Consider the following 26831-nt stretch of genomic DNA (forward strand, 5'->3'; position numbering starts at 1 on the left):
TACGTTCAAAATCAAACTATGTGATTTTCAATATAATGAAAGCGCACCTGATATAGGTACGCTGCTTTCATGTCAGATTAATTAGTATTTCATTAATGTCAATACATCATGACCTGTTAATTTATCTCGACCATTTAAATAAGTCAGTTCAATTAAAAAGGCACACCCAACGACAATCCCACCTAATGCTTCAACCAACTTAATCGTTGCTTCAATTGTTCCCCCTGTGGCGAGTAAGTCATCAGTAATTAAAACTCGTTGACCTGGCTTTATCGCATCCTTATGAATCGTTAAAATATCTTTTCCATATTCTAAGCCGTAATCAACTTTAATGACCTCACGCGGTAATTTCCCTTCTTTGCGGACAGGTGCAAATCCAATTTCCAAAGCATAAGAAACTGGACATCCTACAATAAAACCTCTTGCCTCAGGACCAACGATGATATCAACCTGTTTATCTTTTGCATATTGGACAATTTCATCAACCGCTGATTTATATGCTGTCCCATTATCCATTAATGTTGTAATATCTTTAAACTGAACCCCTTCTTTAGGCCAATCTTCTACCAGTGTAATATATTGTTTATAATCCATAAACTTCTTCCTCCTCCAACGAGACCGCTTGTTCTACTTGATTCATTAACCATGATTTTAGTTGTTGATAATTTGAATAATAGAGCACTTCTTGAATTTCTCTTTGTTTTAATCCTTTTTGATAAAAAGTTGATTCTGATAAATCGCGTTTTTTGACCTGTTCATTTAAAAAGACAACTCCATCTTCTATTTTAACAAACTTTAGCTCATAAAACACATTTATTATAAATTCAACTTTTTTATTATTCCATCCCTTATGATTGGTAACCTGTTTCTGCTCACGCCTATGATCATATTTACCATGTTTCATCAGAAAACCGTAAAACCATTTAAAATCATCCCTTGTTGGCAGAGCAGACCATTCGGTTTGTTTTTCCAAGCTGTAACATGTATAAATATTATGAGGCTTAACTGTCGATAGTAAGGTTGCCAGTTTTGACAATTGATCTGGTAAATCAACTAAAAGAAGATCCGTTGTTTGATTCATATCATGTTCTTGGATCTGTTCGACCGGTGTTATTTCCAAATCGCCGATTGAATTGATCTTTTGAAAGCTGACACATAGATAATTTTTAGTCATTAAGTGTTGAACATGTTTGAGCCAGAACTTAGAACCTCTGTAGTCAAAAAGTTGCCGATCCATGATCCGAAGATCTTTAACTAAAAGTTGCGGTGACCTCGTTCCATTCCATTCATTTATTTGCAGATGACCAACAACCTCAAGATCATCATTTGTCGTCATCCTATCGACTCGATCCCCTAAGCCGAAACCAACAGATGATAACTTTGCACCATTTTGTTCAAGAATAAATTTTAAATGATTTTTATTAGTGCCAATTTGCTTAATGTCACTAGGTGAGCCCTTTAAATAAAAAAGCGGCTTAGGATTAGCCATACCAAACGGAGCAAGCTGATCAATTTTCTTTATTGTTTCGAGATTTAAGTACTGTAACTCCAAATATAGTTCAAGATTTAACTGTTCTTTATAATCTTCAGGCTGAAGCTCTTGATTAGCTAATTGATTTAACGATTGTCGTAGTGTATCCACTTGTTCTATAGCAAGTGTCATCCCCACTGCTTGAGCATGACCACCGAATTGAATGAATAGATCATTAATTTCCATCCCATTCCCAAATAAATCAAAGGCTGCTATACTTCTTCCAGAGCCCTTTGCTATCTGGTCATCTGACTTTAACGTTAAACAAATAGCTGGTCTTTGAAAGGTTCTAACTAGTTTCGAAGCTACAATCCCAAGCACACCTTCGTTCCATCCTTCTTTAGCAACAACAATAACCGATTGGTTATCTTTCTCATTTTGCTTAACTAATTCAAGCGCTTCTTCGACCATATGATTAACCAGTTGCTGTCGCTCTTGATTGATTAAATCGATTTCAGTCGCTAATCTACTGCCTTCTTCAATGTCACGAGTTAATAATAATTCCACCGCAGGATAGGCGCTTTCTAATCGACCGGCTGCATTTAAACGTGGCCCGATAGCGAAGCCAACATCTTGTTCATCAATAACACCTTTTATAGCTGCGACTTCTTTAAGAGCTGAAATACCCGGGCGACTACTATTTGAAAGGGCTTCTAAACCAAATTTAACAAGAATTCTATTTTCATCAATCAATGGCACTAAATCAGCTACGGTTCCTATCGCTACTAAGTCTAAAAACTGTGTTGGAAAATACCCTAATAAGTATTGTGCCATTTTAAAAGCAACACCAACTCCAGCAAGCTCTTTAAATGGGTAATCCTTTGACGTTTTTGGATGAATAATCGCATATGCCTCTGGGCATTCCGCTTGTACTTCGTGATGATCTGTGATAATTAAATCTAAGCCAAGCTCTTTTGCCACTTCAGCAGATTCAAAAGCAGCTATTCCTGTATCCACAGTAATAATCAAATCAAATCCTTGTCGCTTAGCTTCTCGAAACGCTTGTGGATTAGGCCCATACCCTTCTGTGAAACGATTCGGGATATAATAATCACACATTGCTCCGAGCTCATGTAAGGTTTCAACTAAAAGCGTTGTTGCTGTAACCCCATCTGCATCATAATCACCAAAGACAAGAATACTTTCACCTTGTTCAATGGCTAACTGTATTCTTGCCTTACTATCTTCCAACCCATCCAACAGATTAGGGTCATTTAGATCATCTAATTTGGGATTAAGGAACTGATTGAGCTCATGAGGATCTGTAAATCCTCTATTTTGCAAGAGTTGATTCACAATATCTAATTGGGTATCTGCATGTTTCATGGTTTGATTGTCTTCATATGTAAAATTCCAATTCATTTGATTCTGTAACATAAATTCACCCCTGACTAACTCATTATACTAGAGTCAGTCAAGGGGTTCAAATATGAATTATTTATTTATGCTTAAAATGGTTCTGATCTTCAACAAGCTCTACCTCTGCCGTTTCAATATCTTGATCTTGGTCAAGCGCCTGATTCATCCGTAATGTTTCATTTTCTGCTGCTAATAGACGCATTTTCTTGCGTACACTGATTAGATGATAAATGCTAAAACCGCCAGTGATCAAACCACCGAATAAAGTAGAAGTTAAAATAACTAAAATTAATGGAGATTCAGTTTTAGTAAATAAATAGTTTACTTCAACAGCTTCTACATTAATAACCGCAAATATGGCAATGATAAGTGCAAATACTAATGCAGAAATAATATATACTTGACTCTTCAATTCAATCACCTCTAAAATTATATTTTTCAACTAGGCTGACTGATCACACATCTAATTAACCATGATTCATTACAATATAGTTTACCACTTTTCACTTATCGTTAAACAAAATAATTTTGTTAACTTTCAAAGGGCTTTTACACTTGTGGTCCTTCTACTTTTTTCTTTTTTACGTATACGATTGGTTTATCTTTGATACTTTTCCCACGCCATACTAACCATAATTGAGCGGCGATAAACATGGAAGAAAACATTCCTACTAATAATCCAATAACTAAAGCAAATGAAAAGTTAGCAATCGCACTCGCTCCCAAAAAGTATAGGAAAATAGCAGCAACAACAATAGTTAAACTTGTATTAATACTTCTAGTCAATGTTTGCATTAAACTATCATTTACAATTTGTTTAAGTTGATCGTATGAACGTACACGTTGTTTTATCTTTAAATTCTCTCTGATTCGATCAAAGGTTACAATGGTATCGTTAATCGAATAACCCACTATCGTTAGAATCGCTGCGATAATGGTGATATTAAATTCAATTTGTAACAAACTAAAAAAGGTTAGGATTAAAAAGGCATCATGTAATAAGGCTGCAATAGCAGTTGCCGCAAAATAAAATTCAAAACGAATCGTTACATAAATAACGATGAAGATCGAAGCATACAAAACAGCTAGCAATGCATTACGAGCTAATTCTTGTCCGACTACCGGTGAAACTGTACTAACATTAACTTCTGCTTGATAAGTGTCTGAAAAATATGTTCGAATAGTCGAAGCTGTGTCTTGCTCCAACGGCTCATCAAAACGAATAACTGCAATTTCATTTTGATTTCCTGAATAAGAGATAGAGTGAACAGTTAGATCAAAATTTTCAAATTCCTCAATGATTTGCTCTTCGGCTAAATTTTCAGTTGTCGTAATTTCAACTCGAGTTCCTGAGGTAAAATCAACACTAAGATTTAAACCAAACACGATTAAGGAAATAATGCCGACGACAATTAATCCTAGTGATGCACCGGCAAACTTCTTCCAATGCTTAACAAAATCAAATTGTTTACCAAAAAACGTTGCCTCGACTGGTGTTGAGTCACTAATATCTCTTATGGATGATTCCTTAAGACCAAACCAGGAGTAGCGTTTATTCAATAATCTACTTTTAACCCAAAGCCCTAGTAAGAAGCGTGACACAAAGACAGAAGTTATAAAGCTGAGTATTATACTAACGATCAGTAAAGTAGCAAAACCTTTGACAGAGCTAGTTCCAAATACAAACAAGACACCAGCTGCAATCAATGTTGTCAAATTCGCATCGAGTATTGATGAGAAAGAATTTTTGTTAGCAGCTTCAAAAGCGGCTATCATTGTCTTCCCTAATTTTAATTCTTCCTTCATTCGCTCATACGTAATAATATTTGCATCAACTGCCATTCCAACCCCAAGAATAAGAGCAGCAATACCTGGCAAGGTTAGAACACCATTCATCCAACCAAAAACTAAAATCACTAAATAAATATATAAACTAAGAGTAACAACTGAAATTAAACCAGGAAAACGATAAGCAATAATCATAAAAATAAAGATAAATAAAATACCTATTGCCCCAGCAAAAATTGTTTCATTCATCGCATCAATACCAAACTGTGCACTTACTGAAGTTGAGTATTCCTCATTTAAATTAACAGGTAACGAACCTGCATTTAAAATATCAGCAAGTTGTTGAGCAGATTGAACGGTAAAGTTGCCATCAATTTGGACATTTGTATCATTTAACACTTGATTGATCTGAGGTGCAGAAATAAATTTAGGATCTTCCTTTTCTACTTCTTCATAAAAAGAATCTCCTTCCTCATAATCTAACCAAATCACTAATATATCAGGAATAGATTGATCTTCTAAAATAGTTCGAGTGACTTCACCGAACTGATCCCCATCTTTTAATTGAAGTGAAACTATCGGCTGATTTAATTGGGGATTAACATCTTGACGTGCACCACCTTCAACTAAATCTGATCCATCTAGATATTCTTCCCCCTCCACATCACGAAAAGAAAGACGTGCTGAGGTAGCCAGTAACTCTCGAGCTTCTTCTTCGTTATCGATACCCGCAAGTTGAACACGAATGCGATTGGGTTCTTCAATCATAAAATTCGGTTCACTCACACCTAAAACATCAACCCGTTGCCGCAAAGACTGTACGGTGGCTTCAAGAACACCAACAGTGATCTCTTGCTCTTCATTGATTGGCTCCACTTCATATAGAATCTCAACGCCACCTTGTAAATCAAGTCCTAATTTCAAGTCACGTGCCGCATCCATTACTGTTGTTCCAATAACAACGGCTAGAGTTAAAATAATTATTCCAAAACTAATCAACCGATTTTTTTTAATCATATGTCCTATTTCCTCCCTATAACTACCTAAAAGCAGTGTAAAGCTATTCAATCTTCGATTTATGTATTATACCTGAGCTTACCATAGTGTGAAAGAAAACCGTTATTACATATCAGTCAAAGCAGCAATTGTTGCCATTAAATCATCAGACTGATAGGTTTCCATTGTTAAATATGTCATATAGACATGACCGCTTAAATGAAAAACATCCTCGACTACTTGATGCAGCATCAGCTTGGTTTCTTTACGCCATACTTTTGTTAATAAGCAATCCCAGACCGTTTCAGGTGTCACTTCCCCATACCCTAATAAAGTAAGTTCTTTAGCTTTACTTTCAATCACTTCTTTTATCACTGGTTTCCAATCCTCGATATGTCTTTCATTCATGAAAATTCCTCCTTGAGCACCGTTAATTTTCATTAACTTGTCATGCTTGTACACTCTTCATGCATATAATTCATTGTATATGAATTTTATAACTTTGAGAAGGTAGGATTTATAAATTATGCCAAAGCAATCTTTTTTAAAAGGCACGGTTATTTTAATAGGCGCTGGTCTAATTACTCGGCTACTGGGTTTCTTTAACCGTATTATCATGGCAAGACTGATGGGTGAAGAAGGAATTGGATTATACAACATGGCCATACCTACTTTGTTTCTAATGTATACATTATCACAGATTGGTTTACCCATTGCTATTTCAAAACGGATCGCTGAAGCCAATGCACAGAATGATCAACAAAAAATCAAAAAAATCCTCATCGTATCTTTAGCCATTACAGGAGGATTAAGCTTCCTATTTGTTGGATTAATGATCTTCATTTCACCTTTTATTGCTCAACACTTATTAACAGATAAACGGACCTTATATCCTTTATTAGCGATGACACCAATGATCCCAATTACTAGTTTTACTTCTGTATTACGAGGTTACTTTCAAGGACTGCAAAATATGAAACCTCAAAGTTACGCTCAAGTTATCGAGCAAATCGTCAGGATCGGAACGATCGCATTCTTTGTTAAAATGCTTTTACCATACGGTCTTGAATATGCTGCTGTTGGTGCAATGATATCAGGTATTGCCGGTGAACTTATTTCTTTACTCTTTCTTTTAAGTTATTTTAAAACAAAGAAAAAAACAAAAATTAGAAATCGTTTTTTCTTAACCCTAAAAAGTTGCAAAACAACTGCTCAATCATTATTCTCAATTGCCATTCCTAGTACGGGTAGTCGACTAATCAGCTCTCTGTCCAATTTCCTTGAGCCGATCTTAGTTGCTCAAAGTCTTTCAATTGCTGGCTTTTCAGCGGTAGTTGCCACGAAACAGTATGGGCTTTTAACAGGTTATGCGATTCCCTTATTACTATTTCCGACTTTTATTACTCATGCTTTAGGTGTGGCGCTTATTCCTAATATAAGTGAAGCTGAGGCTAAACGCCAGCATGTAACGATTCATTATCGAATTAATCAAGCCATTCGTATTTCTTTCGCTTCAGGCGCAATCGCAACCATCATCTTGATTTTATTCTCTGATTCAATCTTAAACCTAATGTACAATAATACACAAGCCAGTTATATCGTTCGATTTATGGCTCCCTTTTATTTATTTGTTTATGTGCAATTTCCTTTAAATGCAACCTTACAAGCATTAGACTTTGCTAAAGTTGCAATGTGGAATACTTTAATAACGACACTCGTTAAATATATTGTTTTAATCATGTTAACAAGTCGAGCTTCATTAGGTATTTTCGGCACTGCACTTGCCCTTGCGGTAACGGCCATTTTAACAACCTTTCTTCACTACAGTAGTTTGAAAAAATTAGTCGGCTATCGATTAGACTTCCTTACTATTTTAAAAATGATTAGTTTATTGGTCATCACCTTTCTGACAGGCAAAGGATTAATTCAATGGCTACCCAATTACCAAACTAATCTTATCCATTTATCAATTATTTTGCTCATTCTAGTTAGTTTATATCTTTGTTACCTTTTCCTTCTAAAAATCATTACTTTTAGTGAATTAAAACCACTCTTCAGAAAACGCTGATCAATCGAATCAGCGTTTTTTCTGTAAGTCAATATACCATTGATTAGCGGCATCAATTGTACAATATAGGATCTCTTCAAGCTGATGATAACCCTGTTTACTAAGTTCCTCTCTCAACCATTCTTGTGATTTGTTTAAAATATGAAGAGAATCATCTTGAATTTTCCCATCTGCAACGAGTAAATGAACGAAACCTGTTGACTCAGCCTTCTCTTTCGCAAAAACAGATAATTTACCCGATGGCTCAAGGATAGCATATTCCACATCTTGAACACTTTTAACATTTTTCTCATGGAGTTGTTGGATTAAATCATCAAAATTGTATCGATGTTTTCTCATTTCATCCTTATTAATTTTACCATTTAAAATAATAATTGAAGGTTTTCCTTCAAACCAATCTCTAAATCGCTTGCTTTTAAGAGATAATAAAGCAGTTACTCGTTGTATAATAACGAGAATAAACATGGGAATAATTGAAGCAAAAATCGTTTTACTAGTATCCTCAATGACAATCACTGCAATCTCTGCCATCATAATTGAAATTACAATATCTAATAGGCTTAATTCTCCAATTTCGCGCTTCCCCATTAATCGAAAGAAAAAAACAATAAAACCATAAGTTATGATCGTACGGCTAACCATGATCCACATCAATTATCACTCACTTTAGCTACATTACGATTAAAATCCCCAATTGGACTAAAATTATGTAGCTTAATCATGGCTAGAAAAACAAGAAAACCACTTAGCCGTTTTATTATCTTACCAAGCTGAGAGTCCTTTAAAGGAACTATTTTCCTCAGGAATGGAAACTTACAGAACACCGTTTATGCAAGTATTTTCTACGGGGCCGAGGCCATTAATCACATTAACAAAACTACTGAGCAATAACACGATAATAATAAGTACTGCTCTTACTTCGTTTTTCAGTTTGAAAACCCAATAAAAAAATGTTCTCCTAAAACCAACCTTTACGATCAATATTAGCATGTCCCTCGTTCGCAAAGGGACTTGAGGACAAGCCCCGGAAAATAGTTGTAAGTTAGAAGCTTACCGATTTGAACACGAATCAACCTCTTTGGCACATCAAACGAAACTTTAATCAGTGGAATTATCGTCAATTTTATGGACAGTTAACTGTGATAAAAAAGTCCACTGAAATTTTATCCTTTCCTAATGGGAATCAAAGTCTATTTAGCCATACCGTGTCATATATTAGTAGCAAGACTTTGGACAAGATGTAGGGAGGAGAAAATTTTGAAACAACGCCTAACAGCACTTATGTATGGTTGGCTTTCCATTATTATATTGCTCATTTTATCAAGTATTGTACTTGCCATCTTTTTAAGATTCACATCATTGACAAATCCATTATTGGATCAATTAGCAGTTATTATTGCCTTTATTATTCTCTTTATTAGTGGCTTAATCAGTGGCATCAAAGCTAAACAGAAAGGTTGGATCATTGGAATAATCTTAAGTTTAAGCTATAGTTTAATGATTTATCTTTATCAATATTTAGGATATGGAGAACAATTTACGCTAGCACAGATCCTTTATCATCTAGGTTTTTTAATTGTCACAATTATTGGTTCTATTCTTGGTGTAAATATTGTTGAAACTAGAAAAACAAACCCATAAAATAAGCCATATGGAAGCAGAAATTTCAGGCTGCTTCCATATGGCTTTATTTTAAATCATGACTTATACTTATCCAATCTAATTACAATAAAAATGTAGAGGCAAGAATACCAATAAGACCGGTAATCGCTAATATTAAAACAGGAGTTTTTGGCATTTCCTCATTATTTTCCATCGCCTTCCCAAACATAAAGAAAACAAATGGATGGACAAGAAAGGTCATGGAAAAGGTGAAAGTGATTAATCCCGCAGCCTCAGCACCAAACATTCCTTCTTGTATACCAGCAAATAAGCCGAAATGAGAAATAGCCGAAGCTTTTGCCATGACACCAAATTCAAGTGAAAGTGAACTAAATGCGAGTAAAATCAATCCACCAAAAATGGCAATGATTTGCCAACCGAAACCAAACTGTAAAAGCGACTTCATTTCAGCCCGATCGTCCTTATTTGGTTTTTTGATATTTTTCAGCCCCATAATCACTAACACAACACCAATCACTAACATGATCAGTGACGGAATCATTAATAATGAGCCTCGATCCATACTTAAGCCTAATATTGAAAAAACAAAAATATGCATGGCAAACGGAATATTAACAAGCATGGGTGCACGATTTGCTGCACGATTACCTAAATCCCCAGCTGTACATGCTCCTGTTAACCCAGTATGTGATAAAGCTCCAGCCATCCCTGGTGCTAAATTACGAACAGCTGCTGTTTTTCCAATATAAATTAATAGTGCCATTCCACCGAACATCCAGAAAAGTTGACCGAAGAAACCATAACCTAAAACAGCACCTGTTCCTGTCATTTCAAATACCTCTATAATTCGTGAACCTCCAACTGTAAAAGTACCTGCAAGAACAGCTGGGATACCAGCAAATAAAAGCGCTTTTATGGTTGGACCAAAAACATATTTATAAAAAACTGCTCCCATACCTGTAGCAATAACCATGGCAAAGAAAATTGATGGAAGCGTTAATAAATCCTGAACAACATTTGCTAAATGGAATGAAATAACTAGAACACCAATTATAACAATGATTTCAAGAATACCTTTGCGGATATATCGAGGTTTTTCTAGTATTTTTGCCTTATTATCAATTAAGATAATAGCTCCCACAAGACCTAAATATGCCATAATCGGATAATAATTACTTAAGACACCATCATTTAAGCCTAAAATAAGCCGATTTGTTGCTTCAATACCGATCAATAAAAGAAATGAACGAACAGTTAAAACCAACTGTGTTCTTGTTGTTCCTAAAACCGTTTCCTCTTCATTATGTATTAAAAGTTCTTTTGTTGCTCCTACCTTATTACCGAATATTTTTCGTATCTCCTGACCCCCAACAAAAAAAGTCACAATTAAAGCGATATTTGTTGTTTGTGATACTAATTCTAGTACTGGAAATTCCCTCAGTCCTGGTTCCGCTAAATCACTAACTACAAGTAAAAAGCCCATTAATAAACCAAAAATGACAATGATTAAAATCGGTGAATAGCGCGTACCAGCAACGACTGTTCTAGCGATTAAAATCATTGGAATCAACAAAAATAAAGTTAATAAAAAATGATTCAATAATTGTAAACTTTCAACCTGTTGAACAAGTTGTTCCACCTTATTACCCCTCTCAAAAAATTATAATATATACAAACTCTGCTTAATAATACTTCTTTTTACAAAGGGAGTAAATATAGTCATAAGGATGTTCATAAGATGTTCATATTTGAATAATTCATATCAATTGAAACTTCAAATCAGTGGGAATAAGATCTACACACTATAGCTCATGCCATTGTTTCCGGTTGAGCGAGTAATCATACTAAGGAAAGCTACGAAATTTTTTATAAGATTAGAAAAACTTGTTTTATCGCCAACTCTTTCTGGCAAATGCTATCGTTTGATTTAGAAGATCGCCAATAAAATCTTTTATTGCTTTGATCGTGCAAGAATAAGTATCTTACTTAATCTGAGCCCCAGCCCCAAGTCTTTTTGATCGAGTGAGTAACCGAAATCTTAGTTATTTTCAGCGGGGCGCGCCTATAGTTACCCTCATTTTACAGGCAATTATCTGTGATTAAAAAAATATAGTACCAGAGCGTTGTGTTTTTGACTCACCAACACCATAAAGCGAAACTTCAATCAGTGGGAGTTGGACCTACAGGATGTAGGTCATGCAGATGTTTCCGGTGGGACGAGTAACCGCAGTCTCAAGTCCTTTCGATGGGGTGAATAACCGCAACCCCAGATGTTGTCACAAATGTTTTCGGTGGGACGAGTAATCGCAGTCCCAGGAGATGACGGTTTTAATCGGCGTTCCCCTAGCTCCCACTGATTAATAATGAGGAACACAAGCTAAGTTCTTCACGTCCTGGGACTCAGAATAAGAAAACCACTTATTCTTGCGGTGTAAAGCTCCGTAGTTTTCCTTAGTGCGATTACCAATGTTGTCAGGTTAAGCAAAGTAATCGATCAAGAGGGTGGAACGAAAAGATTTATTCATGAACAAACAGAATATGGATATAGAGCCCCCCTCCGCAGATGAGATGCTTTCCTCTCGATAGTTGTGACTTGATCATTTTTTAATGGGTCTTTTCATCTCACTTTTTCCATAATTAATAGGGGTTATTACTCTAAGTAAATATCAGCAACAGCTGAGCTGAGATGAACATTCACTAGAAAGTGTGTGATCCATTGTTTTTTGAATGATTGAACACGCTCCATTTTGCATGAGAAAGTAGATGATAAAAAAGTTGAGACAAAAAACGAGTAGGTCATTCAGAAATTGAATCCTACGTAACCAAAGCGTAGGAAATAGACGTAGACTCCTCGAAAATAAAAGGCCATTTTCTTCGTGCGATGTCTCGCTGACGTCGCTTTCCTTGTCCTGTGGGAAAGCTTAGTGTGAAGACCCCGCAGAAAAAGGGTACTTCTTTTTCGAGGAGGCTGAGGACAAGCCCACGGAAAGCGAAGTATATTTCCGGAGCGGTCGTACTAACCTGACAACATTGCTGCGGTTACTCGCCCCATCGAAACCCGTTGTTGACCCAAGTTTTACGGACGTTATCTGTGATAAATTATAGAACCATAAAAAAAAGACAGACAGCATTTGCTATCTATCCTTCTTTGGTTTAGTCCTGGTCTGTTGTTTCTATAGTCTCTGTAGTTTCTGTTGATTCTACTTGTGCTTCCTCAACAACATGCTTTACAGCTGAACGCTCATATGTAAGCTTCTGACCGCCACCTACATCAATATGAATCGCATTTTCATCAAGTGAATGAACGATACCGTGTAAACCACCGATTGTTACGATTTTATCACCTTTTTTTAAATCAGCCTGCATTTGGTTAACAGCTTTTTGCCGTTTTTGTTGTGGTCGAATAAGTAAGAAATAAAATACTAATGCCATTAGAATAAATGGAAATAGTAAACCAAGTATTTCTTGCATCTTTTTCACCTTCCTTTCAACTAGAAATTTTTTGCATTCGGTTTATTAAAACCATAGTTTTCAAAGAATTCTTCTCTGAAGTCACCAAGCCGGTCTGCTTTTATTGCTTCTCGTACTTGCTCCATCAATTTTAACAGAAAATAAAGATTATGATAAGAGGTAAGCCTTAAACCGAAAGTTTCTTCTGCTTTAATTAAATGTCGAATGTAAGCTCGAGAATAATTTCGGCAGGTATGACAGTCACAATTTGGATCTAAGGGTGTGAAATCACGTGCATACTTTGCATTACGAACAACTAATCTGCCATTTGATGTCATACAAGTCCCATTTCGAGCAATTCGAGTCGGTAAAACGCAATCAAACATGTCCACCCCACGAATGGCCCCATCAATTAATGAATCTGGTGATCCGACACCCATTAAATAACGCGGTTTTTGATCAGGTAGTAAGGGGGTTGTATACTCTAATACCTGATTCATAATTTCCTTCGGCTCTCCCACAGAAAGCCCGCCAATAGCATAGCCTGGAAAATCTAATGATGCCAAGTCTTGCGCACTTTGTTTACGAAGATCTTTATATTCTCCGCCTTGAACAATACCAAATAATCCTTGATCTTCCGGGCGCTCATGAGCAGCTATACAGCGTTCTGCCCAGCGGCTCGTTCGCTCAACAGAAGCTTTCATATATTTGTGCTCAGCTGGATATGGCGGACACTCATCAAGTGCCATCATAATATCTGAGCCAAGCGCATTTTGAATCTGAATAGCTTTCTCTGGGGAGAGAAACATCTTTTCACCGCTGATGTGATTTCTAAAGTGAACTCCTTTTTCTTCAATCTCGCGTAGATCGCTTAAACTAAAGACTTGGAAACCACCAGAATCTGTTAAAATGGAACGATCCCAATTCATAAATTTATGAAGACCACCAGCATCTTTAATTATATCTTCACCCGGTCTTAACCACAAGTGATATGTATTTGATAAAATAATATTAGCACCGATTTCTTTTAATTCCTCTGGACTCATCGTCTTTACAGTCGCTAATGTTCCAACAGGCATAAAGACTGGTGTATCAAAGGAACCATGTGGTGTATGAACACGTCCTAAACGGGCTCCTGTTTGTTTACATGTTTTAATCAATTCATAAGTTATTGCAACCATTTCTTCACTTCTTTCATATTTAAAAATTATATAATTAGCATCGCATCACCAAAGCTAAAGAAACGATAATTATTTTCAATAGCTGATTGGTAGGCTTCCATGACAAATTCACGACCAGCCAAAGCACTGACAAGCATGACAAGAGTTGATTTGGGCAAATGAAAATTAGTAATCATGCCATCGATCGCCTTAAACTGATAAGGAGGATAAATAAAGATTGACGTCCAACCTTTAGCGGCTACAATCTCACCTTTATGTTCAGCCGCAATTGTTTCTATCGTCCGAGTTGATGTTGTTCCCACCGCGATCAAACGGCCTCCATTTTCTTTCGTTCGTTGCATTTTTTCTGCTTCAGCAGGAGAAAGATGATAAAATTCGCTGTGCATATCGTGATCTTCAATTTGGTCAACACTAACCGGTCTAAAAGTTCCCAATCCAACATGGAGAGTAACGAAAGCAATCTCAATTCCTTTATCCCTTGCTGCTGCTAATAAGTCTTCAGTAAAGTGCAAACCAGCTGTGGGAGCAGCTGCCGATCCTTCTGCTTCAGCATAAACCGTTTGGTAACGATTTTGATCGGTTAATTGCTCTTTAATATAAGGCGGTAAGGGCATTTCCCCTAATTCAGTTAATACCTCAAGAAAAATCCCCTGATATTCAAACTGGACAACTCGTCCACCATGCTCCTGAATTTCGGTACAAGTCGCTACTAATTTCCCTTCACCAAAAAATATTCGGGTCCCGATTTTTACTTTCTTTGCTGGCTTAACAAGGACTTCCCATTCATTTAGTTCACGTTGATGTAATAACAGCAGTTCAATCTTAGCTCCTGTACCTTCTTTGACGCCATATAATCTTGCTGGTAAAACCTTTGTGTTATTAAGTACTAAACAGTCACCAGGATTTAAATAGTCTAAAACATTGTTAAAATGACGATGAGTCATACTGTTTTCTTCACGGTTCATCACTAGTAATTTTGAAGCCGCTCGATTTTTTAAAGGTGTTTGAGCAATAAGGTGCTCAGGTAAATCAAAATCAAAATCTTCTATCTTCATATTAGACTCCTAACATTATCTAAAATCTTTACTTAATTATTTAAGTTCAGCTAACTATTCTTTTGCTTTTGGTAAAGGACGATTAAAGTGCTGATATGTTTTTTCGGTAGCCATTCTGCCTCTTGGTGTCCGTTGAATAAAGCCCTTTTGTAATAAAAAAGGTTCATACACATCCTCGATCGTTTGAGACTCTTCACCAATCGTAGCTGCTAATGTATCTAAACCTACAGGACCCCCTTGGAAAGCATCTAAAATTGATAAGAGAAGCTTATGGTCAATGTGGTCTAAACCGGTTTTATCCACCTGCAACATTTCTAAAGCATGCTGAGTCGTAGCTATTGATATTTCGGCTTCACCTTTTACTTGAGAAATATCTCGAACTCTTTTTAACAATCGATTGGCAATTCGGGGTGTCCCTCTAGAACGACGAGCAATTTCTAAAGCCGCTTCCTGACCAATAGAAACATCAAAAATGGTTGCTGTCCGTTCAACAATCTCTCTTAAATCATCTATCTCATAATATTCTAAACGGCTCAACACACCAAAACGATCTCTAAGCGGTGCTGTTAGAAGACCAGCCCGTGTCGTTGCGCCTATCAAAGTAAATGGTGGTAAATCAAGTCGAACAGAACGTGCTGTTGACCCTGTTCCAATCACAATATCTAAGCAAAAGTCTTCCATCGCTGGATAAAGAATTTCCTCAACGGCTCTTGGTAAACGGTGGATTTCATCAATAAACAAAACATCTCCAGTCTCAAGTGAAGACAGAATAGCTGCTAGATCTCCTGCCTTTTCAATAGCGGGACCTGATGTTGTTCGAAATTCAACATTCATTTCGTTCGCAATGATCGAAGCCATTGTTGTTTTCCCAAGTCCAGGCGGTCCATATAACAAGACATGATCGAGTGGTTCATTTCTCAGTTTAGCTGCTTCAATAAAAATAGCCAAATTCTCTTTTGCAATGGTCTGGCCAATATATTGTCCTAACATCTGTGGTCTTAAACTAAGTTCGATCTCTTCCTCGGCATCAAACTGTTCTCCTGTCACCATACGCTCATCCATTGTTCTCACCCCGCTTACGCTTTCATTAATAAGGCTAAACCATGTTTAACTAGTTCATCTGTATTTAATGTATCATTTTGTTTTAATTGTGGCATAATCGTCTTTACTTCTCGATCATTATACCCTAATACTTTCAATGCCTCTATAGCCTCATCCAACGCTTGATTATTAGCTGCTTTAACTGGTTTTCCTGACTTACTGTCAAATTGATCCGCTGATTGTTTGACCTCAAACGGCAGTTTTCCTTTCAGATCTAAAATCATTTGCCGAGCCGTTTTTTTTCCGACACCAGGAAATTGGCTTAAAAATTTATCATCTTCATCTTCTATTGCTATAACAAATTGATCAACTGAAGTACTGCCCACAATAGATAAACCGCTCTTAGGCCCAATGCCAGAAACAGTGATGATATGTGAAAATAATAATTTTTCATCGTAATCTCTAAAACCATATAAGATTTGGGCATCTTCCCGGACATGATGGTATGTATGAATTTTAATGGTTTGATTTAAATTATTTTGAAAATGAAATGGGTTTGCACAAACAATTTGGTAACCTACTCCATTGACATCTATAATGGCTAATGAATCTGTTATCTCTACTAGTTCCCCTTCAATATATGCTATCACTTTCAATCCGCTCCTAACTTTTCACTATACCTGTTCTGAAGCTATTTTACCACACAATCGTATGTTCGCCTAGAGCTATATTATTATATTCATTCTCAATCAGATGAAAAAAACCATTATATCATATCATTCAAAATAAATTATAATAACATTAAATCAACTTAAATCGAAAGGAAGCAGGGATCTTAGTCAAAAATCCTCTTTTCTTATACGTACACGGTCCGAGATAAAAACATCCTACCCTACTTTTCAGTCAATTATTAATGAATAAAAGCCAGATAGAGAATCCTAACATCTACCGAGCTTCGGACTTATTGGATGACTTCCTTAAAACTCAGACTAAAAAAATTATTTATTATTCCCATGCATATACCCATCAGCTTGCCTTAGCGTGGTTCTCCTCCCACCATAAATAATTATTGAGATTTTATTGTTTCTTTGAATGAAAACTCAGAATGTTGATGTTAACCATGCCTACTCTGAAAAGCTGTCTACTCTAATGCTGACAAGCTGATCACTTTCTGAGCACGCAAAAAAAGAGAGTCGAGTTAATCCGACTCTCGATGCACTTCTTCACTAGGAATCTGATGTCTGAAAACATCAATCACCTCTTGATAAGTTTTTTTCGAATCAATTTTAATTCCTTTATTTAATTGATCTTGCTCGTCTTCAGTCAGATGATCAAGATCTAAATCAAAGACTATTTGAATATTTTGCTCGTATTGTGGCTCACCCTCAAAAATCACAAGTTGCTGATCGGCTAAGCCAAAATAACCAACTTCTTTTAAATAGGGTGAAATATCATCAATATATTCTCGGAAAACCATTTGGCCTACTTTTTGATCGATTAATTGATAGTTTTCATACGTATACCAAAAATCTTCCATTGCTGTAATTGTCTCTTCAAATGATTCTGTATCCATTCGCCCATCTAGATATTGCTTCTGCAAAATGATTTCGATTGTTGCCAAATCATCGGGATACTCATCAGAATTAGTGACTTCTATCGCATCCTCTTCACTGATATCACTATTTTCCTGTTCAGTGTGACCATTGTAAATAAAAATCGCCAACATCAATACAACATTCAATGCTATTAAATATTTCAATTTGTCCACCTCATATAAAGTGTGTATTTACTATATAGGATAGACAAAAAAATATTTTTTACACTTTTTCTAACAAAGAAATAAAACTGGATTAAAAGTAAATTGAAAACTAGGCTTTACTTTTGATCCAGTTTTATTCAGAACAGCAGTTGATTAATCACCGCCACCATTTAATCACACGGTGGCTTTCACATGCTTAATTAGCATTATGATAAACTTCTTGGACATCCTCTAACTCTTCCAACCGATCAATTAATCTTTCCATTTTGTCTTGATCCTTTTCTTCTAGACTAGAGTATGTCGTTGGGATTAAGGTTACTTCTGCTGTGTCAAATTCAAAGCCCTCTTCAGCTAAGGCCGTCTTTACTTCATTAAACTGTTCAGGTTCAGTATAAATTTCATAAACTTCATCTGTTGTTTCCATCTCTTCAGCACCAGCTTCAATTGCAGCCAACATAACTGTATCTTCATCAGCCTCTGTTGTTGAGCGATCAATAATTAAACAGCCTTTTCGATTAAATAGAAAAGCTACACAACCATTTTCGCCTAAGTTACCCCCACTTTTAGAAAAGGCGTGGCGAACCTCTGAAGCTGCACGATTTTTATTATCTGTTAAAATCTCAACCATAACAGCAGAACCACCGGGCCCATAGCCTTCGTAAGTAACTTCTTCATAACTGACACCATCAAGTGTCCCGGTTGCTTTTTTTATATTTCGTTCAATATTTTCATTTGGCATATTACTAGCCTTTGCTTTATCTATTGCACCACGTAAGGCAGGATTCATATCAGGATCTGGTCCGCCTTCTTTCGCAGCTATATAAATATCTTTGGCAGCTTTCATAAATGCTTTACCGCGTTTAGCATCCTGGGCATTTTTCCGTCTTTGAATGTTTTTCCATTTTGAATGTCCAGCCATTTAACTTGCTCCTTTCATCTTAGAAAATCAAATAACACTACACTTTATTTTATCATAGGTCGTCAACTTGTGTAAAAGATATGATAGACTAGCTTAATCCGTTTCAAATGGGGCTGGTGTGGATACAATCATTCTTTTATGTTTTGAGCGATTATGCATCGTTTCAATAATTTCCTGGTCTTTTACGGGGATTTTTTCACCCTTTAAATAACGGTCGATATAATCGTAGGTCGTGCCCATCTCGTTTTCATCTGTCTGCCCTTCCCATAGACCAGCACTTGGTTTCTTCACAATAATTTCTTCCGGTACAGCCAAATATTGTGCCATTTCTTTAACTTCCCCTTTTGTCAGATGAACCAAAGGATTGATATCAACACCACCATCACCATATTTTGTGAAATAACCCGTAAACCACTCAGCCGCATTATCTGTACCGACTACTAAATATTGATGATTGGTTGCGATTGTGTAAAGTGTTGACATTCTTAATCGCGCTTTTAAATTTGCACTGGCTAGTTGGTCATGATCTGGTTGGTGAACCGATTCCTGCTTTAATTCCTGTCTAATGGTTCCAAGTAATTGTTGATGAGTTTGTGTTAAATCAATGGTCATTGACACTATCTGGGATCCTTTTACAACAGCTTGCGCATGCTCTATATCTTCTTTCGAACTTTGACAAGGCATAATGACTGCTAAAGAATCATTGGGGATAGCTTTTTTTATTAAATAAGCGACAACAGCAGAATCAATTCCACCACTCAGTCCAACTACTAGACCTTTGGCATTTGCTGTTTCGACTTGATCTCGTAACCAATTCACTAAATAGTTCACTTTCTTCTGCATTTTTATAAGCTCCTTTTGTCATTAGACTACGATTATTCTGATATCATTATTATTACTTAAATATGGATAAGTTGCAATGCTATATGGGTTATCAAAACAAATGATCTATTATCAAAATATGATTATTCACTTACGACTATCTGAAAATGATAAAAGGCACAACTTATCTATTAGAAACCTTGGGGATCAGTAAATCTCTATCAAGGAAGTCTTAGTTTTACTTATAGGATTACCAATAAAGTCATCTACTTTGATAATAAAAAATCGAGTTAACTAATCAATCGCTGATTAAGTTAACTCGGCTGATGGTGATTTTTCTATTCGTCTGGGTTACTTTCATCCGTCACTTCTCGTTGTGACTCAGATGGGGAAGCTGTTGGATAAGATGGATAGTTTATTGATCCGTAGACCGGGTAAATATATGGATATTGTTGATATTGACCAGCTTGCATCACCTGTTGATTGGTATTCATTCGAGTGAAATTCTCATTATGCATACCGCCCGAGCCTTCCTCTGTAGCCTCATTTAGATCTAGTTCTCCCCACTTCGAACCCTGTCGGTATGCTGGCTGCATCGGCGTTGCCCATTGAAACGGTTCACAAGATTGCTTTTTATGAAACATTGATGGATCTTGAAATGTATAACACATATTTGCTGTTGGTGCCGGATAATATTGTTGTTGTGGATAGAACATCATTGAGCATGGCATACAAGGCATCCACATATAACCATATGGTGGAACATTACATGGTAAGGTTTGAGCACTGTCAGGTACTTCTACAGGTTTAGGTTTTTTCTCTTTTTTAGTCGTTTCTTTTTCCTGTACTGGGTGATGATGTTGATGATAATTAATCTTATTTTCTAAAGTTGTATCGTGATCATCAATATCAACATCAACATCGATATTATACTGATTAGCATGGATATTTGGTAATTTAGGCATTTGAATCGAAACCGGTGGAAGCTTTGGAAACGGCATCTTTTTCTGAATATGTTGTTTCGGCTTCTGATCATCCTCCTTAATAACAGGTTGAGCCTTTTGTGGCATTTGTTTATAAGGTGTGATCACTTTTTCCTTAGGTGCGCTATCCATTTTCTGTTTCGTAACTTGCTTCTTCTCAATAGGGATTTTTATTTTCATCCCTGGCATCACTAGTTCAGGGTTTGCTAATTGCGAATTAACAGCCTTTAGCTCTTGAAAATCAACATTGTATTTCTTAGATAAATTCCAAAGAGTATCCCCTTTTTGAACAACATGAATTTTCACTTGCTTAACTCCTTTCTATAATAAAGTGAACCTTCAATCCATTAAGTGTGTTAACCTTTAGGATTGTTAGTAACACATGGAGAGACCAAAAGGCCTCTTAACGAATCAGTCTTTTACCAGCCATTAATTTCCCATTTGTCATTTTAAACTCATTATCTGTTATTTTGAAAAACGAAATTCAATACATGAACTGACAATATTATAGGCAATCAACAGGCTTATTCCTTAACAACATATGCAATCACCCAGAAATGTTGATTGTTTTTTTAAAATGAATTAGAAATTGATCGTCTCGAATGAATATCATTCTAGCTATACGATACAAAATATGAGAAAATATAGTGAGTACTGATCAATCAGGATTTTCTTACAGGAGTTAAGCCTCTAAAGAGTCAATTATTCTGAGCTACAACTTAAATGTCAATATGAGTGGAGTGAAAAATAGCATGCGTCGAAATGATAAATTGATAGGGGAAGAACGCCGTGATGCAATCATGAATTGGCTGAGAAAAAATGATCTCCCACTAACAGGAGGAGAACTTGCTAAACGAGCTGGTGTCAGCCGACAAGTCATTGTTCAAGATATTTCTTTATTAAAAGCTAAAAATGAACCCATTATCTCAACCAGCCAAGGCTATTTATTAATGAAAGAATCGAGTGATGTAAAGCAATATCAGCGAATTGTTGTTGTCAAACATAGACCAGATCAAACAAAAGAAGAATTAGATTGCATTGTCGATCAAGGAGTAACGGTTAAAGATGTTATTGTTGAGCATCCCATTTATGGAGAACTAAATGCAATGGTTATGGTCAGTGATCGTCATGACGTGAAGCAATTTATTGAAAATATTACAAAAAAGAATGCACCCTATCTATTAGAATTAACAGATGGTGTGCATCTTCATACGTTAGAAGCAGAGAGCGAAGCAAAGCTAAAGGCTGCTTATGATAGCCTAAAGGAAAAAGGCTTTATTGTGAACGACTAGACCCTTGTTTTTTGCATAGTCGTTTAACTTGTTCAGTAGAAGCAGATAGCTTTTATCAATCAGACACCACACGAAGAAAATCGCCTTTTATTTTAAGGATCGATCCTTTCTATAAACGACACTTCAAACAGTGGGTGTTTTTCGACACATAGGCAGTGCTAATGCAAATGTTTTCGATGGGACGAGTAACCGCACTAAGGATAGCTACAGAGCATTCACACCGCAAGAATAAGTGTTTTCTTATTCTGAGTCTCGGTTCCAATTGTTTCCGATTGTTTCCGATAGGACGAGTTTTACGGTCAATTATCTGTGATAAATGATGTGATGTCTGTTAAAGTAACCTTTTTAAGTACAAGGGCTCGTCCATCGAAAAGATATCATGGGGCAAATCTATTTCAATCTATTCATACCTATGCCAATCATATTATGTTTTTCAAAGCTATTCTACCTGTTCTGGCTCAGGCACTTTATGTTTCAAGCTATTCGGTTGAATAATACGGATAACTTCCGAGCAGTTCGACATGACAACCGATCGCCTCTATCTCTGCAATCGTATTGGGAATTAAAATATCATCCATCTTCTGATCGATATCAATCAGAAAATAATAATGGCCTAGCCCTATTTTCATCGGACGTGATTCAATTTTTGATAAATTGATTCGACGCCAGGCAAATGCCGATAGGACTTGGTGAAGAGCACCAGCATGATCAGTTGGGAGAGAAATCATAACTTTGGTTTTAAAGCCTTTCATCGATAGTTGGTTGATCCGTAAAGCAGAATCATTTTTATGTAACACAACAAACCGTGTTTCATTATTGGCAAAGTCGTGAATGTCAGCTTTAACGATTTCCAAACCATATTCTTTTGCCGCTTGATCATTGGCGATGGCTCCAAACAATTGATCGGGATTCTCACTAACAAGCTTTGCCGCTGCACCAGTTGAAGCATAGGTCTCAACCTTGGCATCCTTCATTTCGCTATTTAAAAATTGATGACACTGAGCTAAAGCATGTGGGTGTGAATAAACTTTCTTTATCTCTTTCCAATTCTCTTTATGATTTGGATGCACCATAAAGTGCTGCTGAACTGGAACAACTATCTCACTGACGATTTTTAATGTTTTTTCATTGATTAAATAATCAACTGTTAAATTTACTGTTCCTTCTAATGTATTTTCAAGAGGAACAACACTGTATTTTACATGACCATATTTAACTGCATCAATACATGCTGGAATAGTCTGATAGCTAACCGATAAATGCTTTGGAAAAAGTGTATCGACTGCTTTTTGTGTGAATGTACCTTTTGGACCTAGGTAACCTACTGAAAATGACATTCTGCTCCCCCCTCTTTTCTTTCTACATCCCTGAACTTAGAATATCGACTCGTTCAATATGTTTTTGTGCCTTTAATTTATTAATTAATTCATCAAGATCGATTTTCAAGTGTTCTACATCTAATGATAAGGTGACATTTGCTTTACCGTGAATCGGTATCGTTTGATGAATGGTCAAAATATTCCCGCCTGCTATCGCTACTGTATCTAATAAATGTGATAAGGTACCTGATTGATCTTCCAAATGAAAAAATAGCGTGATAATTTGGGTGTGTTGAATCGATTGTAATGGGAAAACAGCATCACGATATTTATAAAAAGCACTCCGTGAAAGTTCAACATTTTTAACTGCTTCATAAACAGAGTTGGCTTGACCACGCTCCAATTGCTCTTTTACATCAAGTGTTTTCCTCATCGCCTCAGGAAGGAAATCACCACGAACTAAATAAAATGTTTTATCTTCTTTTTTCACTGTTACATTTCCCTCCCCATTACCGTGAGAATTATCGTGTCTATTTCTATTCAATAAATTCAAATTCATAATCTAATAAACGTACAGTTGTGCCATCCTTTGCCCCTTTTTCTCGAAGAGCCTGATCTACACCCATTGTCCGCATCTGGCGTGAAAATCGCTGAACCGACTCATCACGTGTTAAATCAGTCATCTTTAACAGCTTTTCTATTCTGTCGCCATATAAAACAAAGGCACCATCTGGATCACGTGTAATTTGAAACGGAGCTTGTTCTTCTTGATGTCTGTAAACAATATGCTCTGCTTTTTCTTCAATGGGTTGAGTGTTTTTAGGAATTTGATCTAATTGATCGGCAACGGCAAATAATAATTCACGCAAACCTTCTTTCGTTAAAGCTGAGATAGGAAAGATTAGATGCGGTTCTTCAAGTTGTTCTTGAAATAATTCAAGTTGTGTTTCTGCATCAGGCATATCCATTTTATTAGCAACAATGACTTGAGGGCGTTCCAAAATAGATGGATCATAAGCTTGGAGCTCTTCATTGATCGTCAGATAATCTTGATACGGATCACGTCCCTCAGTAGCAGCCATATCTATGACATGCATAACAACCCGAGTTCGTTCCACGTGTCGTAAAAATTGATGACCTAACCCTATTCCTGTATGGGCACCTTCAATTAAACCAGGTAAATCAGCAATAACAAAGCTTCGGTTATCTCCCGTCTCTACAACGCCTAAGTTTGGAGCAAGTGTCGTAAAATGATAGTCATCTATTTTCGGACGGGCGGCACTTACAACTGATAACAATGTTGACTTTCCTACACTTGGAAAACCAACGAGACCAACATCAGCAATTAACTTTAGTTCGATGACAATATCACGTTCCACACCAGGCTCTCCATTTTCAGAAATCTCAGGCGCAGGATTTTTTGCACTTGCAAATCGAATATTACCACGACCACCACGACCGCCTTTTGCAATTAATGCTCGTTGACCATGTTCCGTTAAATCCGCTAAAACTTCACCTGTCAAATCATCTTTAACAATGGTCCCAGGCGGCACAGCTAAGACCATCGGTTGAGCATTTTTTCCATGTTGCCCCTTACTCATTCCATTTTCTCCACGCTTGGCTTTAAAATGACGTTGATAACGGAAATCCATCAAAGTATTTAAACCTTCATTGACTTCAAAAACAATATCTGCTCCATTGCCACCATCACCACCTGATGGACCACCAAAAGGGACATATTTTTCCCGGCGGAAGGATACTAATCCATTCCCGCCATCTCCTGCTTTTACATATACTTTCACCTGATCGACAAACATATTGCCACCCCTTTATTATTGTGCAGTCCAGTTGAAAACCAATGCCTCTTCTGTTGTTGCACTTTCTATTTGAATCGCTTTATCCAATTTTAATAAAGCTGCTTTTAATTGATCGATTTGATTAAATGTGCCATGACACGTGATATTAAGTTGAAATGGCTGATCTTTTGGTTGATGAAATTTTATTGTACCATGATAAAGTAATAAATTCATTGATTGTTCAATAATGAGTTGATGAATCTCTTGAATCAAGCTGGCAAGTTCTTGATCAGCTACTTTGGGTTTATCATCTAGCTGAACAATGGGTGTCCATTCTAAACCAGACTTTGAATGATTTAATTGCAAAAGAGCTACGATTGTTTTTGGTAATGGCATATTTTGAAATTGTTGATCTGCGGCAATTAATTCAATTAATTCAGCTGATTTTTCCTGAACACGGTCTAGTTTCCCCATTTGCGCATAACTAATCATTAACTGGATATGATTCGAAAGCGTATGACGATAATGTCTCAATAAATCAATGGCTTCTCGTTCGTTCATTTTTGCACCGCCTATTTAATAATAAGAAAATTATAGCAAATATTTTGTCTTTCGTAAAAACAAGATAAAATGGTGTTTGATAATCGCCACCGTTAATCCTACCTAATTAATCAATCTAAGCTGTTCTGTGGGTAAAAAGATGTTCAAACAAAGCTATTCCATTATTAAACTGTTTTCTTATCATCTATCTATACATGGTTGACTTAACAGTTTCTAAAATAAGATAAAAAAAGCTTATCTCAAAAGAGTCATCTTTCAAGATAAGCTTTGTTTTTTATATCATTAAGCCTCTTGGGCTACAGGGACAGGGTATACACTTACACGCTTACGATTACGCCCTACACGTTCAAAACGTACGATACCGTCAGTTTTTGCATACAATGTGTCATCTCCACCACGGCCAACATTTACACCTGGATAAATCTTAGTTCCACGTTGACGATAAAGAATGGATCCACCTGTTACAGTCTGACCATCAGCGCGTTTTGCACCAAGACGTTTTGCGTTAGAATCACGACCATTTCGTGAACTACCCACACCTTTTTTAGATGCGAAAAATTGTAAATCTAAACGTAACATTGACTTGCACCTCCTTATTTTTCAGAGATGGATATATATTGACCATAATCACGTTCAATCGTTACTAAACTCGTTAACATTCCTTCAAGTAATAGTGTGGCTTTTTCAAATGCCTCACCTTCTGCTTCATCAGGAAGAGTAACTTTTAAATAACCGCCTTGACCGCCCTGATCAATTATAGGCTCGATCTCACTTAGCTCCATTACTGCATTGGTCATCCCAAAAGCAACTGCTGAAACAGCCGCACAGACTAAGTCATGTCCATGTGGTCCACTATCGGCATGTCCACTCAATTCAAAAGCTATTATATCTTCAGATTTATTACGATGAATATTCACCTTGATCATATTTATACAACCTTATGCGTTGATCTTTTCGATCGTCACTTTTGTATATGGCTGGCGATGACCTTGTTTACGGTGATAATTTTTTCTACGTTTGAATTTGTAAACAGTAATTTTTTTCTGACGACCTTGTTTGTCAACTTTTGCTGAAACAGAAGCACCTTCTACAAATGGAGCACCGACTTTTACGTCGTCACCACTCACAAAAAGAACCTTGTCAAAAGTAACAGAATCTCCAGCGTCAGCAGCCAATTTCTCAATATAAATGGATTGACCTTCTTCAACTTTAACTTGTTTACCACCAGTTTCAATAATTGCGTACATCCTATTTGCACCTCCTTAAAATAACTCAGACTCGCCTTTAC

General features: G+C 36.5%; 26 protein-coding genes and 1 other annotated feature (1 of these 27 cut by a window edge). Of the genes, 3 read left to right on the forward strand and 23 right to left on the reverse strand.

What is annotated here, in order from left to right; translation table 11 throughout:
- Nucleotides 1-81: 81 nt before the first annotated feature.
- The 5 genes from ACS127_RS15695 to ACS127_RS15715 all read right to left on the reverse strand — a co-directional run bounded on the left by ACS127_RS15695 (nt 82) and on the right by ACS127_RS15715 (nt 6082).
- Nucleotides 82-594 carry an adenine phosphoribosyltransferase gene (locus tag ACS127_RS15695; protein WP_440895960.1) on the reverse strand — a complete coding sequence of 171 codons (513 nt, stop codon included), beginning with the start codon at nt 592-594 and terminating at the stop codon, nt 82-84.
- The gene (recJ, locus tag ACS127_RS15700) at nt 584-2908 is read right to left on the reverse strand and encodes a single-stranded-DNA-specific exonuclease RecJ (protein WP_440895961.1); all 2325 of its coding nucleotides are present in this window, start codon (nt 2906-2908) and stop codon (nt 584-586) included. Before recJ ends, ACS127_RS15695 begins: the two co-directional genes overlap by 11 nt.
- Nucleotides 2909-2969: 61 nt before the next feature.
- Nucleotides 2970-3302: a LapA family protein gene (locus tag ACS127_RS15705; protein WP_440895962.1), complete on the reverse strand. Its 333-nt coding sequence runs from the start codon at nt 3300-3302 to the stop codon at nt 2970-2972.
- A gap of 137 nt (nt 3303-3439) precedes the next feature.
- Nucleotides 3440-5695: a protein translocase subunit SecDF gene (secDF, locus tag ACS127_RS15710; protein ID WP_440895963.1), complete on the reverse strand. Its 2256-nt coding sequence runs from the start codon at nt 5693-5695 to the stop codon at nt 3440-3442.
- 105 nt (nt 5696-5800) lie between these two features.
- Entirely contained in the window at nt 5801-6082 is a 282-nt protein-coding gene (locus tag ACS127_RS15715) for a post-transcriptional regulator (RefSeq protein ID WP_440895964.1), read from the reverse strand.
- 118 nt (nt 6083-6200) lie between these two features.
- Here ACS127_RS15715 and spoVB point away from each other — a divergent pair, with 118 nt between their 5' ends.
- Nucleotides 6201-7742, forward strand: a complete 1542-nt coding sequence (gene spoVB / locus ACS127_RS15720; protein WP_440895965.1) for a stage V sporulation protein B — start codon at nt 6201-6203, stop codon at nt 7740-7742.
- A 9-nt stretch (nt 7743-7751) separates the two neighbouring features.
- Here the strand turns inward: spoVB and ACS127_RS15725 are convergent, their stop codons facing one another.
- On the reverse strand, nt 7752-8393 hold the full coding sequence (locus ACS127_RS15725; RefSeq protein ID WP_440895966.1) for a DUF421 domain-containing protein: 642 nt from the start codon (nt 8391-8393) through the stop codon (nt 7752-7754).
- 606 nt (nt 8394-8999) lie between these two features.
- Here ACS127_RS15725 and ACS127_RS15730 point away from each other — a divergent pair.
- Nucleotides 9000-9383, forward strand: coding sequence for a TIGR04086 family membrane protein (locus tag ACS127_RS15730; protein ID WP_440895967.1), 384 nt, complete (start codon nt 9000-9002; stop codon nt 9381-9383).
- A gap of 82 nt (nt 9384-9465) precedes the next feature.
- On the opposite strand, the gene ACS127_RS15735 is transcribed toward ACS127_RS15730, so the two are convergent.
- The 10 genes from ACS127_RS15735 to safA all read right to left on the reverse strand — a co-directional run bounded on the left by ACS127_RS15735 (nt 9466) and on the right by safA (nt 20881).
- A complete protein-coding gene (locus ACS127_RS15735; protein WP_440895968.1) occupies nt 9466-11004 on the reverse strand; it encodes a hypothetical protein in 1539 nt (512 codons plus the stop codon).
- A 1514-nt stretch (nt 11005-12518) separates the two neighbouring features.
- Nucleotides 12519-12836, reverse strand: a complete 318-nt coding sequence (gene yajC / locus ACS127_RS15740; RefSeq protein ID WP_440895969.1) for a preprotein translocase subunit YajC — start codon at nt 12834-12836, stop codon at nt 12519-12521.
- A gap of 20 nt (nt 12837-12856) precedes the next feature.
- The gene (gene tgt / locus ACS127_RS15745) at nt 12857-13996 is read right to left on the reverse strand and encodes a tRNA guanosine(34) transglycosylase Tgt (protein WP_440895970.1); all 1140 of its coding nucleotides are present in this window, start codon (nt 13994-13996) and stop codon (nt 12857-12859) included.
- 26 nt (nt 13997-14022) lie between these two features.
- Nucleotides 14023-15051, reverse strand: a complete 1029-nt coding sequence (gene queA / locus ACS127_RS15750; RefSeq protein WP_440895971.1) for a tRNA preQ1(34) S-adenosylmethionine ribosyltransferase-isomerase QueA — start codon at nt 15049-15051, stop codon at nt 14023-14025.
- 54 nt (nt 15052-15105) lie between these two features.
- Entirely contained in the window at nt 15106-16113 is a 1008-nt protein-coding gene (gene ruvB, locus ACS127_RS15755; RefSeq protein WP_440895972.1) for a Holliday junction branch migration DNA helicase RuvB, read from the reverse strand.
- A 14-nt stretch (nt 16114-16127) separates the two neighbouring features.
- Nucleotides 16128-16742, reverse strand: coding sequence for a Holliday junction branch migration protein RuvA (gene ruvA, locus ACS127_RS15760; protein WP_440895973.1), 615 nt, complete (start codon nt 16740-16742; stop codon nt 16128-16130).
- A 548-nt stretch (nt 16743-17290) separates the two neighbouring features.
- Nucleotides 17291-17851, reverse strand: a complete 561-nt coding sequence (locus tag ACS127_RS15765; RefSeq protein WP_440895974.1) for a BofC C-terminal domain-containing protein — start codon at nt 17849-17851, stop codon at nt 17291-17293.
- A gap of 196 nt (nt 17852-18047) precedes the next feature.
- The gene (locus ACS127_RS15770) at nt 18048-18770 is read right to left on the reverse strand and encodes a YebC/PmpR family DNA-binding transcriptional regulator (RefSeq protein WP_440895975.1); all 723 of its coding nucleotides are present in this window, start codon (nt 18768-18770) and stop codon (nt 18048-18050) included.
- Between the two features lie 93 nt (nt 18771-18863).
- Nucleotides 18864-19613 (reverse strand): NAD(+) synthase, encoded by a 750-nt coding sequence (gene nadE, locus ACS127_RS15775; protein WP_440895976.1) that lies wholly within the window; start codon nt 19611-19613, stop codon nt 18864-18866.
- A gap of 317 nt (nt 19614-19930) precedes the next feature.
- Nucleotides 19931-20881 (reverse strand): SafA/ExsA family spore coat assembly protein, encoded by a 951-nt coding sequence (gene safA / locus ACS127_RS15780; protein ID WP_440895977.1) that lies wholly within the window; start codon nt 20879-20881, stop codon nt 19931-19933.
- Nucleotides 20882-21327: 446 nt separating this feature from the next.
- On the opposite strand from safA, the gene ACS127_RS15785 reads away from it, so the two are divergent.
- A complete protein-coding gene (locus tag ACS127_RS15785; protein ID WP_440895978.1) occupies nt 21328-21867 on the forward strand; it encodes a transcription repressor NadR in 540 nt (179 codons plus the stop codon).
- A 479-nt stretch (nt 21868-22346) separates the two neighbouring features.
- Here ACS127_RS15785 and pheA read toward each other — a convergent pair whose 3' ends face one another.
- From pheA to rplU, 7 genes are all read right to left on the reverse strand, one after another.
- Complete coding sequence (gene pheA, locus ACS127_RS15790) at nt 22347-23204, reverse strand: prephenate dehydratase (RefSeq protein ID WP_440895979.1); 858 nt, start codon at nt 23202-23204, stop codon at nt 22347-22349.
- A 22-nt stretch (nt 23205-23226) separates the two neighbouring features.
- Nucleotides 23227-23676 carry an ACT domain-containing protein gene (locus tag ACS127_RS15795; RefSeq protein WP_440895980.1) on the reverse strand — a complete coding sequence of 150 codons (450 nt, stop codon included), beginning with the start codon at nt 23674-23676 and terminating at the stop codon, nt 23227-23229.
- A gap of 46 nt (nt 23677-23722) precedes the next feature.
- Nucleotides 23723-25003 carry a GTPase ObgE gene (obgE, locus tag ACS127_RS15800; protein WP_440895981.1) on the reverse strand — a complete coding sequence of 427 codons (1281 nt, stop codon included), beginning with the start codon at nt 25001-25003 and terminating at the stop codon, nt 23723-23725.
- A gap of 15 nt (nt 25004-25018) precedes the next feature.
- Nucleotides 25019-25543 carry a Spo0B domain-containing protein gene (locus tag ACS127_RS15805; RefSeq protein WP_440895982.1) on the reverse strand — a complete coding sequence of 175 codons (525 nt, stop codon included), beginning with the start codon at nt 25541-25543 and terminating at the stop codon, nt 25019-25021.
- A gap of 282 nt (nt 25544-25825) precedes the next feature.
- Nucleotides 25826-26122: a 50S ribosomal protein L27 gene (gene rpmA, locus ACS127_RS15810; protein WP_440895983.1), complete on the reverse strand. Its 297-nt coding sequence runs from the start codon at nt 26120-26122 to the stop codon at nt 25826-25828.
- Nucleotides 26123-26136: 14 nt separating this feature from the next.
- A complete protein-coding gene (locus tag ACS127_RS15815; RefSeq protein ID WP_440895984.1) occupies nt 26137-26469 on the reverse strand; it encodes a ribosomal-processing cysteine protease Prp in 333 nt (110 codons plus the stop codon).
- Between the two features lie 12 nt (nt 26470-26481).
- Entirely contained in the window at nt 26482-26790 is a 309-nt protein-coding gene (gene rplU, locus ACS127_RS15820; protein WP_440895985.1) for a 50S ribosomal protein L21, read from the reverse strand.
- Between the two features lie 17 nt (nt 26791-26807).
- Nucleotides 26808-26831: a sequence feature (ribosomal protein L21 leader region), on the reverse strand (it continues 59 nt past the right edge of the window).

The sequence above is a fragment of the Amphibacillus sp. Q70 genome, assembly GCF_052055485.1.
Lineage (GTDB): Bacteria > Bacillota > Bacilli > Bacillales > Amphibacillaceae > Amphibacillus.

Coding starts and splice junctions, on each gene's coding strand:
- ACS127_RS15805 (WP_440895982.1), bottom strand. CDS start 25,543: ATGAACGAACGAGAAGCCATTGATTTATTGAGACATTATCGTCATACG.
- nadE (WP_440895976.1), bottom strand. CDS start 19,613: ATGCAGAAGAAAGTGAACTATTTAGTGAATTGGTTACGAGATCAAGTC.
- pheA (WP_440895979.1), bottom strand. CDS start 23,204: ATGTCATTTTCAGTAGGTTACCTAGGTCCAAAAGGTACATTCACACAA.
- ruvB (WP_440895972.1), bottom strand. CDS start 16,113: ATGGATGAGCGTATGGTGACAGGAGAACAGTTTGATGCCGAGGAAGAG.
- tgt (WP_440895970.1), bottom strand. CDS start 13,996: ATGGTTGCAATAACTTATGAATTGATTAAAACATGTAAACAAACAGGA.
- ACS127_RS15770 (WP_440895975.1), bottom strand. CDS start 18,770: ATGGCTGGACATTCAAAATGGAAAAACATTCAAAGACGGAAAAATGCC.
- ACS127_RS15785 (WP_440895978.1), top strand. CDS start 21,328: ATGCGTCGAAATGATAAATTGATAGGGGAAGAACGCCGTGATGCAATC.
- secDF (WP_440895963.1), bottom strand. CDS start 5,695: ATGATTAAAAAAAATCGGTTGATTAGTTTTGGAATAATTATTTTAACT.
- ACS127_RS15725 (WP_440895966.1), bottom strand. CDS start 8,393: ATGTGGATCATGGTTAGCCGTACGATCATAACTTATGGTTTTATTGTT.
- queA (WP_440895971.1), bottom strand. CDS start 15,051: ATGAAGATAGAAGATTTTGATTTTGATTTACCTGAGCACCTTATTGCT.
- ACS127_RS15715 (WP_440895964.1), bottom strand. CDS start 6,082: ATGAATGAAAGACATATCGAGGATTGGAAACCAGTGATAAAAGAAGTG.
- recJ (WP_440895961.1), bottom strand. CDS start 2,908: ATGTTACAGAATCAAATGAATTGGAATTTTACATATGAAGACAATCAA.
- obgE (WP_440895981.1), bottom strand. CDS start 25,003: ATGTTTGTCGATCAGGTGAAAGTATATGTAAAAGCAGGAGATGGCGGG.
- yajC (WP_440895969.1), bottom strand. CDS start 12,836: ATGCAAGAAATACTTGGTTTACTATTTCCATTTATTCTAATGGCATTA.
- ACS127_RS15815 (WP_440895984.1), bottom strand. CDS start 26,469: ATGATCAAGGTGAATATTCATCGTAATAAATCTGAAGATATAATAGCT.
- ACS127_RS15695 (WP_440895960.1), bottom strand. CDS start 594: ATGGATTATAAACAATATATTACACTGGTAGAAGATTGGCCTAAAGAA.
- rplU (WP_440895985.1), bottom strand. CDS start 26,790: ATGTACGCAATTATTGAAACTGGTGGTAAACAAGTTAAAGTTGAAGAA.
- spoVB (WP_440895965.1), top strand. CDS start 6,201: ATGCCAAAGCAATCTTTTTTAAAAGGCACGGTTATTTTAATAGGCGCT.
- rpmA (WP_440895983.1), bottom strand. CDS start 26,122: ATGTTACGTTTAGATTTACAATTTTTCGCATCTAAAAAAGGTGTGGGT.